General features: G+C 60.5%; 13 protein-coding genes. 9 read left to right on the top strand and 4 right to left on the bottom strand.

Going from position 1 to position 17,607, the window contains the following annotated elements; translation table 11 throughout:
* The first annotated feature begins 197 nt into the window (after nucleotides 1–197).
* The 3 genes from AOC04_RS10165 to AOC04_RS10155 all read left to right on the top strand — a co-directional run bounded on the left by AOC04_RS10165 (nucleotide 198) and on the right by AOC04_RS10155 (nucleotide 4,209).
* On the top strand, nucleotides 198–698 hold the full coding sequence (locus AOC04_RS10165; protein ID WP_082363775.1) for a sigma-70 family RNA polymerase sigma factor: 501 nt from the start codon (nucleotides 198–200) through the stop codon (nucleotides 696–698).
* Nucleotides 695–1,672: a FecR family protein gene (locus AOC04_RS10160; protein ID WP_060692982.1), complete on the top strand. Its 978-nt coding sequence runs from the start codon at nucleotides 695–697 to the stop codon at nucleotides 1,670–1,672. The genes AOC04_RS10165 and AOC04_RS10160 overlap by 4 nt, the downstream gene beginning before the upstream one ends.
* A 101-nt stretch (nucleotides 1,673–1,773) precedes the next feature.
* A complete protein-coding gene (locus AOC04_RS10155; RefSeq protein WP_060692980.1) occupies nucleotides 1,774–4,209 on the top strand; it encodes a TonB-dependent siderophore receptor in 2,436 nt (811 codons plus the stop codon).
* Between the two features lie 218 nt (nucleotides 4,210–4,427).
* On the opposite strand, the gene AOC04_RS10150 is transcribed toward AOC04_RS10155, so the two are convergent.
* Both AOC04_RS10150 and AOC04_RS10145 read right to left on the bottom strand, forming a co-directional pair.
* Entirely contained in the window at nucleotides 4,428–5,672 is a 1,245-nt protein-coding gene (locus tag AOC04_RS10150) for a D-mannose isomerase (RefSeq protein WP_060692978.1), read from the bottom strand.
* Between the two features lie 129 nt (nucleotides 5,673–5,801).
* The gene (locus AOC04_RS10145) at nucleotides 5,802–6,665 is read right to left on the bottom strand and encodes a LysR family transcriptional regulator (RefSeq protein WP_060692976.1); all 864 of its coding nucleotides are present in this window, start codon (nucleotides 6,663–6,665) and stop codon (nucleotides 5,802–5,804) included.
* A 181-nt stretch (nucleotides 6,666–6,846) separates the two neighbouring features.
* Here AOC04_RS10145 and hcnA point away from each other — a divergent pair, with 181 nt between their 5' ends.
* From hcnA to AOC04_RS10120, 5 genes are all read left to right on the top strand, one after another.
* Nucleotides 6,847–7,164 (top strand): cyanide-forming glycine dehydrogenase subunit HcnA, encoded by a 318-nt coding sequence (gene hcnA, locus AOC04_RS10140; RefSeq protein WP_060692974.1) that lies wholly within the window; start codon nucleotides 6,847–6,849, stop codon nucleotides 7,162–7,164.
* Nucleotides 7,161–8,558: a cyanide-forming glycine dehydrogenase subunit HcnB gene (gene hcnB, locus AOC04_RS10135; RefSeq protein ID WP_060692972.1), complete on the top strand. Its 1,398-nt coding sequence runs from the start codon at nucleotides 7,161–7,163 to the stop codon at nucleotides 8,556–8,558. The genes hcnA and hcnB overlap by 4 nt, the downstream gene beginning before the upstream one ends.
* 1 nt (nucleotide 8,559) lies before the next feature.
* Entirely contained in the window at nucleotides 8,560–9,816 is a 1,257-nt protein-coding gene (gene hcnC / locus AOC04_RS10130; protein WP_060692970.1) for a cyanide-forming glycine dehydrogenase subunit HcnC, read from the top strand.
* Between the two features lie 211 nt (nucleotides 9,817–10,027).
* A complete protein-coding gene (locus tag AOC04_RS10125; RefSeq protein WP_060692967.1) occupies nucleotides 10,028–10,828 on the top strand; it encodes a glucose 1-dehydrogenase in 801 nt (266 codons plus the stop codon).
* The gene (locus AOC04_RS10120) at nucleotides 10,821–12,647 is read left to right on the top strand and encodes a glycoside hydrolase family 15 protein (RefSeq protein WP_060692965.1); all 1,827 of its coding nucleotides are present in this window, start codon (nucleotides 10,821–10,823) and stop codon (nucleotides 12,645–12,647) included. The genes AOC04_RS10125 and AOC04_RS10120 overlap by 8 nt, the downstream gene beginning before the upstream one ends.
* Before the next feature lie 147 nt (nucleotides 12,648–12,794).
* Here AOC04_RS10120 and AOC04_RS10115 read toward each other — a convergent pair whose 3' ends face one another.
* Nucleotides 12,795–15,260, bottom strand: coding sequence for a TonB-dependent siderophore receptor (locus AOC04_RS10115; RefSeq protein ID WP_060692964.1), 2,466 nt, complete (start codon nucleotides 15,258–15,260; stop codon nucleotides 12,795–12,797).
* 250 nt (nucleotides 15,261–15,510) lie between these two features.
* Between AOC04_RS10115 and AOC04_RS10110 the strand changes: the two genes are divergently transcribed.
* On the top strand, nucleotides 15,511–16,377 hold the full coding sequence (locus AOC04_RS10110; RefSeq protein ID WP_060692962.1) for a pirin family protein: 867 nt from the start codon (nucleotides 15,511–15,513) through the stop codon (nucleotides 16,375–16,377).
* Nucleotides 16,378–16,396: 19 nt separating this feature from the next.
* Here AOC04_RS10110 and AOC04_RS10105 read toward each other — a convergent pair whose 3' ends face one another.
* On the bottom strand, nucleotides 16,397–17,578 hold the full coding sequence (locus tag AOC04_RS10105; RefSeq protein WP_060692961.1) for an acetyl-CoA C-acyltransferase family protein: 1,182 nt from the start codon (nucleotides 17,576–17,578) through the stop codon (nucleotides 16,397–16,399).
* Between the last annotated feature and the right edge of the window lie 29 nt (nucleotides 17,579–17,607).

The raw sequence follows: 17,607 nt of genomic DNA, 5'->3' as shown, positions 1-17,607 counted from the left end.
ACATCGCTGCGGTGCGGGACATATCGAGGTGCCTGCATCGCTGGCAAGCCAGTTCCCACTGGTTTCGCGGTATTGCCCAGAGAGGCATCCTGGCTCTCCCCCGGCTCGCTCTGCATATGCATATTGCTTTTCCCCTCGATCCACCGATAATGCGACTTATTGCTATTTGAGTCTGGTTATCTATCGTGTCTAGCCCCCTGGATCCCAAAGCCCTGCTGGCGAATCTCTATCATGACAATCATGCGTGGCTGCGCGGCTGGTTGTCGCGACAGGTGCGTTGCCCGCAGGATGCGGCCGATCTGGCTCAGGACACGTTCCTGCGGGCTTTCGATGCACAGCAACTTGAGCGCATAGAGCAACCCCGGGCTTATCTGAGCACCGTGGCCCGGCGCTTGCTGTGCTCGCTGTGGCGCCGACGCAAGCTGGAGCAGGCCTATCTGGATCAGCTTGCAGACATGCCTCAGGGCTATGCCCCGTCAGCCGAAGACATTGCACTGGTGCGTGAGGCGATCGAAACGATTGATCATGCGCTGGAAGGGTTGCCGTCACGGGTGCGGCGGGCTTTTTTGCTCAACCGTCTTGAAAGCATGCCGCAGCAGGCCATTGCCACCTTGTTGGGGGTTTCACTGGCCACGGTAGAGCGTGACCTGCGCCGCGCTTATTTACATTGCCTTTCGCAAACCCAGGAGAGCCTATGAGCAACACCAGGGTAGATCCCGTTACCCGTGCCGCTGTCGACTGGATGCTGCGGCTGGAGTCCGGGCAGGCCTGTCCCTCGGAGCGTCAGGTGTTTAAAGCCTGGCTGGCCGAAAGCCCTGAGCATATGGCTGCGTGGCAGCGGGTGGCCGGGGTGTTGAAAACCCCGCTGGCGGATTTGCAATCGGTAGAACGGCGCAGCCCGGGGCAATTGCATGCGGCCCGTGAAGCGCTGCTGGAAAGCCCTTCTGCGGCACGCAAAAAAGCCCTGCAAGGCGGCCTGCTGCTGTTGTTGCTGGGGGTGGGCGCCGCGGGTATGGTCGATCGGGTGACGCCTCTGAGGGGCATGATGGCCGATCAACATACTGCGACCGGTGAACGCAGAACCATCGAGCTGGCAGATGGCAGTCGCCTTACGCTCAACGCCCGCAGCGCCGTCGATATCCAGTTCAGCGCCGGGCAGCGTCGCGTTCAGTTGCGTGAAGGCCAATTGCAGGTCGATGTGGCCGCCGACCCGCAGCGGCCCTTTGTGGTTGCGACCGCCCAGGGTCAGGTCAAGGCGCTGGGCACGCGCTTCATGGTGCGCCAGGGGGCGGACGAAAGCCTGGCCAGCGTGCAACAGCACAGCGTGCAGCTCGACACCCTCAATGGTTTGCAACGACGCATCGATGCCGGTCAGGCAGTGTCGTTTACAGCCAGCCAGATTGACCCGCAAACCCCGACTGCGCGCAGTCAGGCCGATTGGCTCGAAGGCCGGGTAGAACTGCATGACGAGCCGTTGTCGGCACTGGTTGAAGCGTTGCGCCCTTACCAGACCGGTGTGCTGCGCATCAGCCCAGAAGCTGCCAGGGTCAGAGTGTTCGGGGTTTTCTCATTGGATAACACCCCGCAGACCTTGAGCACCCTGGCGCAAACCTTGCCGATCAAGGTCACGCACTACGGCCCCTGGCTGACCCTGATTGATGTGCGCGGTTAAAAAATCGCCGAATGCGAATTATTTACAAATAAGGTGAGGGGAAAACTCTGCTCGTTGGTCAAGGTTACAACTGCCTACCTTGCAACGAGAAAGGATGCCCCATGTCGTACGTCCCGCTGAGACCCTGCCTTCTGGCACTGACCATTGCCCTGAGCATTACCGGCCACCCCTTGAGCGCGGTGGCCGGGCCGCTGGTCAATGAACAGAGTGCAGTGCGTGCCTTTGACTTGCCTGCGGCGCCGCTGGGAGCGACCCTGAGCCGGATTGCCCGTGACAGCCAGCTGACCCTGTCGGTATCGCCTGCTTTATTGCAGGGTAAAACCTCGGCACCGGTACGGGGCCGGTTTACCCCGCAGCAGGCCGCCGAGCGCGCCCTGGCGGGCAGCGGTCTGGGCTTGAGCGTGACCGAAAGCGGTGCCCTGAGCGTTTACCCGCTGGCAGAAACGGGCACGTTGAATCTGGGGGCGACCACGGTGTCGGGGCGTGTGGCCGAAGATGCTCGCGGAGCGGTAGACGGTTTTGTCGCCACCCGTTCGGCCACGGCGACTAAGACCGATACACCGATTCTGGAGATCCCACAGACCATCAACGTGGTGACGGCGGATCAGGTTCAGGCGCAGGGCGCCCGTGATCTGACCCAGGCACTGCGCTACACCCCGGGCCTGAGCACCAACGGCTACACCGATCGCAATACCATCGCGGACGAAATCACCAGCCGCGGTTTTGCCCCGACCCTGCTCTATCTCGATGGTGCTTATTTACCGTCGGCGGGGAGCCTGGGCGGCACGCCACAGATCGACCCCTATACCCTGGAACGCATCGAAGTCCTCAAAGGGCCGTCTTCGGTGCTGTACGGGCAAAACCAGCCGGGGGGCATGATCAATATGGTGTCCAAACTCCCGAGCACTGAAGCTGCGCACCAGATCAAAGTCGGCACTGGCAGTTTTGACCGCTACAACCTGGCGTTTGACTTCACGGGGCCGCTGGACGAGGCCAAAACCCTCAGTTACCGGTTGATCGGGGTCGGCAATACGGGCGGCGAACAGGTGGGCCACACCAAGGATTCGCGCCAGCTGCTGGCGCCCAGCTTCAGCTGGATGCCCGACGACGACACCGAGCTGACGCTGTATGCGCAAATCCAGCGTGATGACGCCCTGGCCGACTATCAGTCCTTACCGGCGGTGGGCAGCCTGTACCGCAACTCGCAGGGCAACAAGATTGATCGCGATACGTTTTTGGGCGACTCGAAATGGAACGACTACAAGCGCGATCAATACGTGGTGGGCTACCAGTTTTCCCACGCCTTCAATGAGGCCATGACGTATCGCCAGAGCCTGAGCTATATCGACGTCAACGACCGCTACAAGGGCTTTTACCTCAACCGTTTTGTCACCACCCCCGAGGGCATCAGTGACACTCACGCCAGCCGCACCAAACTCGACTGGCGCCAGCAAAACAGCTCGTACACCTTCGACAACCACCTGCAAAGCGACTTCGCCACTGGCCCCCTGCAGCACACCTTGCTGGTGGGACTGGACTACCGCGATTTCACCCGCAAGTATCAGGGCTACAACCTGTCGGGCAGTGAAATCATCGACCTCTACAACCCCACCAACTACCGCACCACGGGCGTGCCGACCCTGACCACCCAGTGGGATAACAGGGTCAAGCAAACCGGTTTGTATGTGCAGGATCAGATCAAGCTCGACAACTTCATCCTGACCATCGGTGGCCGCCATGACTGGGCCAAGGTCGACAACAATGACTTGCTGGCCGATACGCGGGCCATGCAAAACGACAACAAGTTCACCGGGCGCGTGGGGCTGACGTACGTCACCTCGTTCGGGCTGGCGCCTTACATCAGCTACACCGAATCGTTCTTGCCTTCAGTCGGTACCACGGCCCCGGATCGAGGGGGCAAGGCGTTCAAGCCGCAATTGGGCAAGCAATATGAAGTGGGGGTCAAATATCAGCCTGACGACAGCACCTTGCTTACGGCGTCGGTGTTTGAGATCAAGCAGCAAAACGTGCTGACCGGTGACTTGCAGTACCTGGAGTACCAGATACAGGAAGGTGAAGTCAGCTCGCGGGGGATCGAACTGGAAGGCAAAAGCAGCTACAGCAACATCGACCTGATTGCTTCGTTGTCATACCTGGACGTGTTCTACAGCAAGTCCAACTATGACAATAAGGGCAACCGCAGTGAGGCGCAGGCGCCATGGGCGGCGAGTGTGTGGGCCGATTACCACTTCACCGGGAATGTGCTGCAGGGCGTGACCCTGGGCGGTGGTGCGCGATACACCGGGAAAAGCTACGGCGACTCGGCCAACACCTTCAAAACCCCGTCATTCGTGATCTACGACGCCACCCTCAGCTATGACCTGGCGGCGCTGGACCCGGGTTTCAAAGGTGTGAGCACCAGCCTCAATGTGCAAAACCTGTTCGACCGCGAGTACGTCTCGTCATGTAACTACAGCTTCGGCTGTTACTACGGCCAGCAACGGACTGCAGCGCTGGAAGTCAAATACGACTGGTGATGCCGGGCTAGAAGGGCTTCTTTGGTGGGCGGGATTCGTCTGCCCCCTTTTTTGCGCACCGGTAGTCGCTGACGAGGAACGAAGGCTGCGAGCTTTGACGGTAGTGGCAGCACCCTCATCTAGGGTGGAGGCAGCACCAAACGGCTCGCAGCCTTCGTTCCTTGGCAGCGACTACGAGCCTTCGTTAGTCGGCAGCGACTACGAGCCTTTGGTTTGTTTCAGCGGCGCAGTTTGAGTGCGCTGGCCAGGCTGATGGCCAGTGGCAGGCGTGGCAACAAGGTGGCCTGGTAGGCGTGGTAAAGATCCGCCTTGCCGGGCCATATTTTTTCCGAAGGCTGGTTGTCAGGCCCCAGTTCGTGGTGCCAGCTGCCGTGCTGGCGGTCGATCAGGTGCAGGTCGATGTAGTCCCAGAAACACTGATACCAGACTTCGTATTCCTGCTCGCCTGTGCGTTGCAACAAGGCCGCCGCTGCCGCCGAGGCTTCGGCCAGGGTCCAGTGCAGGCGTTCGCGCACCACGGGCCGGTTGTCCCAGTCCAGGGTGTAAACAATGCCGCTGTCACCATCGACATTCCAGCCGTGCAGGCTCGCGCTGTGAAACAGCTGTCGGGCGTCTTCGAGCAGCCATTGGGGCGCGGGCAGGCCACGCTGCCTGCGCGCCGCTTCAAGGTGCAGCAACAGGCGGGCCCATTCAAAGGCGTGCCCCGGGGTTTTGCCGAACGGGCGGAATGGGTCTGTCGGGTTGTCCCGGTTGTAGTCCGGTAATGGCTGCCAGCCGGCATCGAAGTGTTCAATGGGCAGGTAGGAGGACTGCGCCGCGTGCTGGTGAATCACCCGTTCGCTGATCCGCAGGGCGCGGTCCAGCCACAGGTCCTGGTCGAGCACGTCGGCCAGGGCCAGAAAGGTTTCAGTGCCATGCATATTGCTGTTGGCCCCGCGATACGCTTCGCAGTCGCTCCAGTCGCCGGCAAAGGACTCCAGCAGGGCACCTTCGTCTTCGCACCAGAACCGCGTTTCGAGTACCGCTACCGCCTCATCCAGCAAGGCAGTGGCGCCCGGGCGCCCGGCCACCACCGCGGAGCTGGCGGCCAGGGCGACAAATGCATGCAGGTATGCGGCTTTGCGGGTGTTGCCATCCTGAGCGTCGGGGGTGGCGAACCAGCCGCCGTGCACGCCATCGCGCAAGGCCCCGGCCAGAGCCCTGAGGCCGTGGTCGATCAATGGCGTGCAGCCCGGCAGGCCCTGGATATGGGCGAGGGCGAAACTGTGAACCATACGCGCGGTGGTCACTGTGTCAGCCGGGGCATCGTCTGGGCGCTTGCCAAAGCGGTCAAGGCCTGCAAAACCGAGCGGTACCCGGGCGGCCTTGGCGAAATCCAGCAGCGTCTGGCCTTGATTGTGCAGCCACTGCTGGTGGGGGGCGGAGGTCAGCCAGCTGTCGCTGGTCCGGGTGAGATCGGTCATGGGCCACCTGTACGGTTCTTGTGATTATCTGGCGTTCGCAGCCTAAGGGATTGGCTGCAAAGTGGAAAGCTGAAACCTTTCATTAGCGCGAGGGCAAGCCCGCTGTCACAGGCAGTGGTCGCTGCACGGTCAGATCTCCGGGATCCAGCGCTGTGACCAGTCGCTGTCTTGCTTGACCACCTCGCGCAGCAATTCGATCGCCTGCTGCAAGGCGCCGCTGTCGCGTTCGCGGGAATACACCAGATAGGTCGGGTAACTGAACTCCGGAGCCTTGGGCACGCGCTCCAGGGCGCCGCTGTCCAGATAGCTCTGAACCACCCGGGTGCGAAAGTAACCGCTGCCGCCGTTTTCCAGAATGTAATGCAAAGCGACCGGGCCCAGATTGAAACTGACGGCGGCCCGCGCCTTGTCCGGTAGTGCAGCGTCATGCTGGCGGCGGAAGTCCTCGCCCCAGTCCACATACACATAAGGTTCGGGCAAGGCGGGGCGGCGAATCTGAATCAGTTTTTCTTCCAGCAATTGTTCCACCTGCACCCCGGGCCAATAGACCGGCTGATAGACCAGAGCTGCGTCCAGCAAGCCCATTTCCACCTGCCTCAATAACAGCTCGCCGTCACGAATCTGCACCCGCAGGGCGTGGGTGTCGAGGTGTTCGCGCAGGGCCCTGGCCCAGCTCAGGATCAGCGGGTTGCACAGGCTGACTTCACCGCCGATGTGCAGCATCTGGTGCAAACCTTCAGGGCGTGGCAGATCCCGTCGCGCCGCCTCCCAGGTCTGCAGCAGTTGGTTGGCGTACACCACAAAGGCTTCGCCGTCGGGGGTGAGTCTGGCGCCTGCACGGTTGCGCACAAACAGCGTCACGCCGAGCAGGCTCTCGAGTTTTTGTACCCGGGCCGTGACGGCCGTCTGGGTGACGTGAAGTTTGTCTGCGGCACTCGCGAGGCTGCCGTAGCGAACAATTTCGAGGAAGGTACGGGCCAGGTCCAGATCCATGATCGCGCCAGTCTGCAAAGGGCGGTCAGTGTAAGGCCAATGATGCGAAAACACATATTGGCCTGACCTTCTATTGGCCTGAATCAATGCCGGTTTTTTTTATTCAGCTAACGTCATCTGCCCTGGCACGCGGTGCCAGTGGTTTGCCGAATTGCGACACACACAAAAAGGGATATCTGACATGGATGACTTGAACCGCCAGTACGACATTCAACCTTTGATAAAGGCTGACATGTCGATCCTGATCAATGGGCAGGCGGTAAGTGCAGCTCAAGGAGAGACCGTACTCAGCGTGTTGAACTCAGTGGGTCTACGGCAACTGTCGCCCAATGATCACGGACAGATCAATGGCGCTTATTGCGGTATGGGGGTGTGCTACTGCTGCCTGGTGAATATCGATGGCCGGCACAAGCGCCGGGCCTGCCAGACCGTGGTGCAGCCCGGGATGAAAGTAGAGACCGGGATCAATCGGGTCACTGCACAGGAGGCCGTGCTATGAGCCTGAACCCGGTCATTGTCGGCGGTGGTCCGGCGGGTATGGCAGCCGCCATCGAGCTGGCGCAGCACGGCGTGTCCAGCACCTTGCTGGAAGAGGCCTCGCGGTTGGGCGGTGTGGTGTATCGCGGGCCATTGCGTGACGGTGTCGACCTTGATTACCTGGGGGAGCGCTACAAAGAGGCGCTGCAAAAACTGCACACTGAGTTTGCGGGTATTGCCCATTTAGTTGATGTGCGCCACAACCACCGCGTGGTGGGCGGGCAGGGTGAGCAGCGCCTGCAAGTACTGGACGAGCGTGAGCAATTGCAGGAAACCGCTTTCGATCAATTGCTGCTGAGCGCCGGGTGCCATGAGCGCAGCGTGCCATTTCCCGGCTGGACCCTGCCCGGTGTGATGATGCTTGGCGGCCTGCAATTGCAGATCAAAAGTGGCGTGGTCAAGCCCAAGGGGCCGACGTTAATCGCAGGCACCGGACCGTTGTTGATACTGGTGGCGTGCCAGTTGCACGCGGCGGGTGTCGAAGTGGCCGGTGTATACGAGGCCTGTGAATTTACCCGGATTGCCAAGGAAAGCCTGGCGCTGCTCAACCAGCCCCAACTGTTCCTCGACGGCCTGAGCATGCTGGTGTACCTCAAACGCAACGGTGTACCGGTGCGTTATGGCTGGGGCGTGGTGGAGGCGCGGGGCGAGGGTGAACTGAGCGAAGTTATCGTGGCGCCGTACTCCAGCACCTGGCAAGCAGACATGAGCAAGGCGCAGCCAGTTATGGCGCGCACCCTGGCTGTGGGCCATGGCTTTATCCCGCGGACACAACTCACCCAGCAAATGGGCCTTGATCACGCTTACAACGTCGACGGTTATCTGGCTGTCAAAGCCGACATGTGGCAACGCAGTAACCAGCCGCACATTCACCTGGCCGGTGATGCCACGGGCATGCGTGGCGGTGAAGCGGCGATGCTCACCGGGCGTATCGCGGCGTTGTCGATTTTGCTCCAGCGCCAAGTGCTGAGCGAGAAGCAGGCGCTGGCGCAACGCCGGGTTTATCTGTCACGGCTGGACACTGTGGTGCGCTTTCGCGGTGCCATTGATCGCTACACCCGACGCGGTACTCAACAGATCGAATTGCTACAGCCGGACACGGTGGTGTGCCGTTGCGAAAACGTGACCCGTGCCGACATCGACCTGGCGCTGAGCCAGGGCGTGCAAGACATGGCCAGCCTGAAAATGCGCACCCGCATCAGCATGGGCGACTGCCAGGGCCGGATGTGCGTCGGTTACTGCAGTGATCGCCTGCGCGAGGCCACCGGCCGCCAGGATGTGGGCTGGCTGCGCCCGCGTTTTCCGCTGGAACCGGTGCCGTTTTCGGCTTTTACCAATGCCTGCAAGGATGCCTGACATGATCAAGACTTATGACGTTGTAATCGCCGGTGGCGGTGTTATCGGCGCGTCCTGCGCTTACCACTTGTCCCGTCGCAAAGACCTGAAAATTGCCATGATCGACTGCAAGCGCCCGGGCAATGCCAGCCGCGCTTCGGCGGGTGGCCTGTGGGCTATCGGCGAGTCTGTAGGGCTTGGCTGCGGCGTGATTTTCTTTCGCATGATGTCCGCCGAGCGCAAGCGTGAAGCCCAGGGCTCGGCGGTGATCGTTGACTCCAGCACCCCGCATATTCTGCCGGAGTGCTTCTTCGACTTTGCCCTGCAATCCAATGCCCTGTACCCCGGCCTGCACCAGGAAATGATCGACAAGCACGGCATGGACTTCAAGTTCGAGCGTACCGGCCTCAAGTACGTGATTTACGACGATGAAGACCGTCTTTATGCCGAGCACATCGTTGCCAACATCCCGCACCTTGCCGATGAAGTGCGCTGGCTTGACCAGGCCGCCTTGCGCGAGTCCGAGCCAAGCGTCAGCCACGACGCCAAAGGGGCACTTGAATTTCTTTGCGACCACCAGGTGAGCCCGTTCCGGCTGACCGATGCCTACACCGAAGGCGCCCGGCAAAACGGTGTGGACCTGTACTTCAACACCAACGTTACCGAGGTGCTGCGCCAGGGCAGCAAGGTGGTGGGGGTACGTACTGACAACCAGGGCGCGTTCCACTGCAAGACCCTGATCAATGCTGCCGGTGCCTGGGCGGCAGAACTCAGCGTGATGGCCACAGACATGAGCATCCCGGTGGCGCCGGTCAAGGGCCAGATCGTGTTGACCGAGCGCATGCCCAAGTTGCTCAACGGCTGCCTGACCACCAGCGATTGTTACCTGGCGCAAAAGGACAATGGTGAAATCCTGATTGGCAGCACCACCGAAGACAAAGGTTTTGACGTGACCACCACCTTCCCGGAGATCACGGGTCTGGTCCAGGGAGCGATGCGTTGTATTCCTGAGCTCAAGGACGTCAACCTCAAGCGCACCTGGGCCGGATTGCGCCCGGGCTCGCCTGATGAGCTGCCGATTTTGGGGGCGATGGCCGGTGTCGAGGGGTATTTGAATGCATGCGGGCATTTCCGAACCGGCATCCTGACCTCGGCGATAACCGGAGTCATGCTCGATGCGCTGGTGCGTAATGAACCGTTGCCACTGGATGTCACGCCGTTTCTGGCGGACCGGTTTGACTTGCAGCCGGTGGGGTTAAAAAAAGTGATAGGGGCCTAGTCTTTCGCCGCCGGGCCTGACGCAACCAGCGCCTTCGGGCGGCTGAGAGCGTCAAGGCCCTGTAGTCGCTGACGAGGCACGAGGCTGCGATCGGGCAAAGCCCGTAGCGCTCCTCAATGTGTTTGATACCCCGGGGTGAGGCGGTGTTGAACTCCTGGGGGCCTGCACCGGTCAGCCATTATGCCCATTCATAAAACAGGTGCAGACAACCATGCAGATTTCTCTCGCGCATCAGGTCGCTCTTGTCACCGGGGCCAGCTCCGGGCTGGGAGCTGCCAGCGCTCGTGCCCTGGCGGCAGCCGGTGCCTCGGTGGTCATCAATTACAACTCCCAGGCCGCCCCTGCCAAGGCGCTCGCAGACGAGATCAACGCCTCTGGCGGCAAAGCCGTTGCACTGGGCGCCGATGTATCGAAAGAGGCTGATGTCGAACGCCTGTTCGCACAAATCCTGGATGCGTTTGGCTATCTCGATATTCTCGTCGCCAACTCCGGGCTGCAAAGAGATGCCGCAGTCGTCGATATGACCCTGGAACAATGGAACACCGTTATCGGCGTCAATCTCACCGGCCAGTTCCTGTGCGCGCGCTCAGCCCTGAAGATTTTCAACCGCCAGGGCGTTCGTGAAGGTGTTTCCTGTGCCGCCGGCAAGATTATTCACATGAGCTCGGTGCACCAGCTGATTCCCTGGGCAGGGCATGTGAACTATGCAACCTCCAAGGGCGGCGTTGAAATGTTGATGCGCAGCCTGGCGCAAGAAGTCAGCGAGCAAAAGGTCCGGGTCAACGGCATTGCTCCCGGGGCCATTCGCACGGCAATCAATCGCGACGTGACCCAAGGCGCGGCCGAGAAGCAACTGCTGAAACTGATCCCCTATGGCCGCGTCGGTGATCCTGAAGATGTGGCCAACGCCGTGGTGTGGCTGGCCAGCGATGCCTCTGATTATGTGGTTGGCAGCACCTTGTTTATTGATGGCGGCATGAGCCTTTATCCGGAGTTTCGCGGCAATGGTTAAAATCCAGGACGAATCGCAAAGCGTAATCGAGGCACACGGCATTATTGGCGACATGCGCACGGCAGCATTGGTCAACGACCAGGGCAGTGTGGATTTTTTCTGTTGGCCAGAGTTCGACAGCCCGGCCATTTTCTGTTCACTGCTGGATACTCCCGAAGCGGGGATTTTCCAGCTGGCCCCGCAAATTGCCGATGCACGCCGCGAACAAATCTATCTCCCCGACACCAACGTGTTGCAGACCCGCTGGCTGGCCCCGCAAGCAGTGGTGGAGATTACCGATTTGCTGCCGGTCAGTGATCACGATGATGAACTGCCGCTGCTGATACGCCGTGTGCGTATGGTGAGCGGCAGCGCTACGTTTTTAATGCGTTGCGCGGTGCGCCATGACTACGCCCGCGCGGTGACCAAAGCCCATGCCGATGGCGAGGATGTGTGCTTTGACGCCGAGGGCCAGCCCGGCCTTCGTCTGGCTTGCGATGTGCCCTTGAAGATTGCGGATCAGGCGGCCTGCTGCACGTTCACCCTGGCAGAGGGCGAGTCGGCCGAGTTTGTACTGGGCGCCGTGGACGATGTGCGGGTGAAAGTGGGCTGCAGCGATTTGGCCTTGCAGCGTACTGTGCACTTCTGGCGTCAGTGGCTCGCACAGTCGATCTATCGCGGACGCTGGCGTGAAATGATCAATCGCTCAGCCCTGACCCTCAAGCTGCTGACCTCGCGCAAGGATGGCGCGATTATCGCCGCCGCGACCTTTGGCTTGCCGGAGACCCCGGGCGGTGAGCGCAACTGGGATTACCGCTACACCTGGATTCGCGATGCTTCCTTCACGGTTTACGCCTTTATGCGCCTGGGGTTTGTCGATGAGGCCAATGGCTTTATGCGCTGGCTGCGTGGCCGGGTAGGGGAGTGCTGCGAACAGCCCCTGAAGTTGAACATCATGTACAGCATTGACGGGCGCAGCGATCTGCCGGAAACAGAGCTCAGTCACCTGTCCGGCTATGGTGGGGCCAGGCCGGTGCGAATCGGTAACGGTGCATTTGATCAGGTGCAACTGGATATTTTTGGCGAGCTGCTGGATGCGGTGTACCTGACCAATAAATACGGCGAGGCCATCAGCCATGAGGGTTGGCAGCACGTGACCCAGATAGTCGATCATGTGTGCTCGATCTGGCAGGAGGCAGACGTCGGCATCTGGGAGATGCGCGGCGAGAAGCATCATTTTCTGCATTCCCGGCTGATGTGCTGGGTAGCGCTGGATCGCGCCATTCGCCTGGCATCCAAGCGTTCATTGCCTGCGCCGTTCTCGCGCTGGAACGAGACCCGCCAAGAGATTCACACTGATATCTGGGAGAACTTCTGGAATGCCGAGCGCGGCCATTTCGTCCAGTACAAGGGCGGCACGGCGCTGGACGGCTCGATGCTGCTGATGCCGCTGGTGCGGTTTGTCGGGGCTAAAGATCCGGCGTGGCTGGCGACCCTGGAGGCGATCGAAAAGAGTCTGGTGCGTGATGGCATGGTGTATCGCTATCGCAATGACGACAACGCCATGGATGGCCTGCAAGGCACTGAAGGCGCATTTGCCGCCTGCTCCTTTTGGTACGTGGAATGCCTGGCCAGGGCCGGGCAGGTGGAGAAGGCGCATCTGGAGTTCGAGCAGCTGTTGCGCTACGCCAACCCGCTGGGGTTGTACGCCGAAGAGTTCGACTGCTATGCCCGGCATTTGGGCAATACCCCGCAAGCCCTGACCCACCTGGCGCTGATCAGTGCGGCGAGTTTTCTGGACCGCAAGCTCGACCATCAAAAGCCACAGTGGCAGCCCTGATCTGGCCCCCCTGTAGGAGAGAGCTTGCTCGCGAGCTCTTTTAGCCGGCGCACAGGACTGCCGTTCAAGCGTTAAGTGCTTGAAAAGCTCGCGAGCAAGCTCGCTCCTTCAGGGGGGATGAGTGTTGCAGCTCCCGGTGTCTGGCTTTTAGAAGGTGTATTTGCTGGTCAACGTCAGGCTGCGCGGCTCGCCGTAGTAGGTGGTGCTGAAGTTGCCCAGGCCCGACAGGTACTTTTTGTCGAACACGTTGTTGGCGTTGAGGTTGAAGCTCAGGTGCTCGCTGTACTCGTAGCGGGTCATCAGGTTGACCAGCGCGTAGCTCTGCTGCTCGATGATGTCGTAGTCACCTTTGGCATCGTTGTAGATCTTGCCGTAGAACGGGCTCTGCCAGTTCACGCCACCGCCCACTGTGACCTGGTTCAACATGCCCGGCAGACGGTAGGTGGTGAATACCCGTGCCACGTTTTCAGGCTTGGTGGTTTCCAGCGGGTAGCCATACAAGCGCCCGCCATCAGCGGTTTTGGTCTGGGCGTAGGTGTAGCCGGCCATCACATTCCAGTCCGGCATCAACTCACCGGCCAGCTCAAACTCAATGCCTTTGGTGGTCGCACCGTCGACGGACTGGTAGTAGGTCTGGTTGGCCGCGTCGATGCCCGCATAGACCGCCAGGTTTTTTTGCTCGGTACGGAATACCGCGGCACTGGCGTTCAGGCGTCCGTCGAAGTATTCGCCTTTCAAGCCGATTTCGTAGCTGTTGCCTTCGGTGGGCGCCAGGGTGGTGCCGGACTTGCTGCGCTCGGTGACCGGTTTGTAAATCGAGGTGTAGCTGGCGTACGCCGAGTAAGTGTCGTTCAGGTCATAGACCACACCGGCGTAGGGCGTGACCTTGCCGTGCTGGTTGGAGGTGGTTTTGTTGTCACTGAAAGTCGGGCTTTGCACGTAGTACGTGTTGGTATCGTTGTACTGGAAATCGCTCACGCGGCTGCCCAGGATCAGCGACAGGTGGTCGGCCGGCTTGAAGCGCGCAGCGAGGTAAGCACTGTTCTGGTCTTCGTTGATTTCATATTTGCCGTTTTTCGGGAAGTAGGGCTTCGGGTAATCGCCCTTCCAGTCAAAGATGCTGCCGGGCACCAGGCCGAACCGGGAGGCATCAAAGGTTGCGCCGGTTTGTCTGGAGGATTGCGAGGTAACACCCACCACCAGTTCATGTTCGCGGCCAAACAGGCTGAACGGGCCGGTGGCGTTCAGATCAAAGGTGTTTTGCACGCGATGACCTTCCCACTTGCCCCAGTAGAAGAACATGCCGGTGCCGGTGACCGGGTCTGGCATGCCACCGCTTGCCGAGCCCAGTTGAGTGTCGTGGTCGTTGGTTTGCCGGGTCAGGGTGCCTTTGACTTTCCATTCATTGGCAAAGCGGTGTTCCAGGGACGCGAAGGTGGTTTGTGCGACCACATCACGGCGGCTCCAGTCGGTGGCCGGGTTGAACGAGCGGCTGAAGTCGGTCTTGCTGTAGTTGGAGAAGTAGTACGGGTTGCCGGTCCAGGACGAGCCACGCGGCTTGATGTTCTGGTAGTCCAGGCCGAAGGTCAGCAGGGTGTCGGGGGTGATGTCGGCTTCGAGGATGGCGTAGAACACATCATTCTTTTTCGAGTAGTGATCCAGGTACGAGTCGGCATCCTGATACACCCCGACCAGGCGCCCGCGCACGCTGCCGTCGTCATTCAGCGGGCCGGAGATATCGCCTTCGGTACGGTAGTTGTCCCATGAGCCTGCGCTGGCAGTCACCGATGCCTTGAAATCACGGGTCGGTTTTTTGCGGATCAGGTTGACCGTGGCCGAGGGCTCGCCGGAGCCGGACAGCAGGCCGGTGGCACCTTTGACGATATCAACCCGGTCATACAAGGCCATGTCGACCTTGGTCGCGCCCTCATCAAACACCCCGTCATATTGGGTGTTTACGCCGTCGTACTGGAAGTTGGTGATGGCGTAGCCGCGTGCCGAATATTCCATGCGGTCGCTGTCGTAGGCCTGGGTCGAAATACCCGGCGCGTTACGCAGAACATCGCCGATGCTCTGGACCGCCTGATCGTCCATTAACTGGCGGGTGATGACGGTGACGGTCTGTGGCGTTTCGCGGATCGACAGTGGCAGTTTGGTCGAGCTGTTGGAGGCGCCTGTGGTGTAGGAACCGGTGTCTTCGGTGGTCAGTGAGGTACCCATACCCTGGCCGGAAATGTTAGTAGCACCCAACTCGATGCCTGTGCCTTGGTTAAGGATCACCGTGTCGCCATTGAGCTGGTATGAAATGCCGCTGCCTTGCAGCAGCGCCTCCAGTGCCTTGATCGGTTCCAGTGAGCCCGAGACGGGGTGCGATTTGATCCCCTGTACCTGATCCGGGCTGTACAGCACTTGCAGGTTGGCCTGCTTGCCAAACTCGTTCAGGGCGCTGGCCAGCGATTGTGCCGGGATGTTCAGGGTGACTGCAGTTGCCTGGGCCATGGATGAGCCCAGTAGCACCGAGGCGGCAAGGGCACCTGACAACAGGGAGTGGCGAGCAGTCTGGCGCCGGGTCGCGAGCGAAAGAGGGGTCCGGCTCAAGTGGGGTCGTTGCATTGCGTGCCTAGGCTCCGATAGGGAAAATTATTCATCGTTAATGTGAATAGTTATTAGACGCAGCACGATTGAAGAACCGGAACACGTTCCTGAATTGACTGGATTTGATTTCTACGCCCCGACCCCAAAACCCCGTAGGAGCGAGATGGGGAGGTTGTCCCATGAGTGGAACGTTGAGTGTTGTGGGTGCGGTCTAGTCTTATGGGTGATACGAATCTATTCTGGTTGCCATGATTTACAGGAGTGCAACATGAAAAAAATTCTGGGTGTGTATACGGCCCCACGTCCGCACTGGGTCGGCGATGGCTTTCCGGTTCGGACGTTGTTTTCCTACGACAGTATGGGTAAGCACGTCAGTCCGTTCTTGTTGCTTGATTACGCAGGGCCCGCCGAGTTCACGCCCACCACCGGGCGGCGTGGTGTAGGTCAGCATCCGCATCGCGGGTTTGAGACGGTGACCATCGTCTACAAAGGTGAAGTCGAGCATCGGGATTCCACCGGTAACGGCGGGGTCATCGGGCCCGGTGATGTGCAATGGATGACCGCTGCGTCGGGGATCCTGCACGAAGAGTTCCACTCCGAGGCGTTTGCCCGCAGTGGTGGCGCGCTGGAGATGGTCCAGCTGTGGGTCAACCTGCCGGCCAGGGACAAGATGGCCGCGCCGGGCTATCAGGGCATTGTGGATCGCCAGATACCTGAGCTGGCGCTTAAGGATAATGCCGGGCGCTTGCGCCTGATTGCCGGCGAATTCGATGGCCAGCGGGGCCCTGCGCGGACCTTTACGCCAATCGATGTGTGGGATATCCGCTTGAACGCGGGCAAGTCGACCACGCTCGATCTGCATCAGGGCCGCAACACCGTGTTGGTGGTGCTGCACGGTGCGGTCGAGGTCAATGGCCAGGAAATGGTGCGCGAAGGGCAAATGGCACTGTTTGCCCGCGACGGTTCTCAGGTCCGTCTTGAGGCCAATAACGATGCGGTGCTGTTGATCCTGAGCGGTGAGCCCATCGACGAGCCGATTGTAGGGCACGGCCCGTTTGTGATGAACACCGATGCTGAAATCCATCAGGCCTTTGTCGACTTTCAGTCGGGGAAATTTGGCCGGATGGCGGAGTAACAAACCAGCGACTACGGGTTCAGATTCGCTCGAAAATCACCGCGATGCCCTGACCGCCACCGATGCACATGGTGGCCAGTGCATAGCGGCCTTTTATCCGGTGCAGTTCGTGAATGGCTTTGGTCGCGATTATCGCGCCAGTGGCGCCCACCGGATGGCCCAGTGCGATACCGGAACCATTGGGGTTGACCCTGGCCGGGTCCATGTCCAGCTCCTGCATCACGGCACAAGCCTGAGCGGCAAAGGCAATGTTGGCCTCAATCACATCCATGTCCGCGATCTTCAAGCCCGCACGTTTGAGCGCCAGGCGCGTGGCCGGGATCGGTCCCAGGCCCATTAGCTCGGGCTCGACCCCGGCGTGGGCATAGGCCACCAGGCGAGCGACGGGGGCGAGGTTGTCGGCCTGTACCGCGGCGCCACTGGCCAATACCAGCGCGCCAGCGCCGTCATTGAGCCCCGAGGCGTTACCGGCCGTCACACTGCCGTCTTTTTTGAACGCCGGTTTCATCTGCGCAAGCTGTTGCAGGGTGGTGGCCCGTGGATGTTCGTCGATGTTGAACATCACGCTGGCTTTGCGCCCGTGAACCTCTACCGCGGCGATCTGGGATTCGAAGTAGCCCTGGGCAATGGCGTGGGCGGCGCGTTGCTGGTCTGTCAGTGCCAGGGCGTCCTGTACCTCGCGACTGATTTGGTTGCGCTGGGCAATGTTCTCGGCAGTGATGCCCATGTGAATGCCGTGGAACGGGTCGTGGAGGATCCCCAGCATGTAGTCCTGCACTTGCGCATCGCCCATGCGCGCGCCCCAACGGGCCGAGGGCAGCAAGTACGGGCCTCGGCTCATGGACTCGGCTCCGCCGCCGATGGCGAAGTCCGCATCGCCGAGCATCAGGGTATGGGCGGCAGAAATGATCGCTTGCAGCCCCGAGCCGCAGAGGCGGTTGACGTTGTAGGCGGGGGTTTGTTTGGGAATGCCGGCGTTGATCGCGGCCACTCGCGCCAGATAGGCATCCTGGGGGGCCGTTGGAATTACATTGCCCATCACGACGTGGCCGATGCGTTGCGGATCGATCTGGCTGGTGATGAGTGCGGCTTTGACTGCGGTGGTGGCCAGATCGCACAGCGGTACGTCCTTGAGCGCACCGCCAAAGGTGCCGATGGCTGTGCGCCGGGCGCTCAGGATGAAAATCTCGGGGGTCTGCATGGCGGGTCCTTATTGTTTTTGGTGGGGCT

Origin of the sequence: Pseudomonas versuta (genome assembly GCF_001294575.1) — a bacterium.
GTDB classification, from domain to species: Bacteria; Pseudomonadota; Gammaproteobacteria; order Pseudomonadales; family Pseudomonadaceae; genus Aquipseudomonas; species Aquipseudomonas versuta.
Note: the sequence above shows the minus strand (reverse complement) of the source record. Positions and strands in the feature narration are given on the sequence as shown.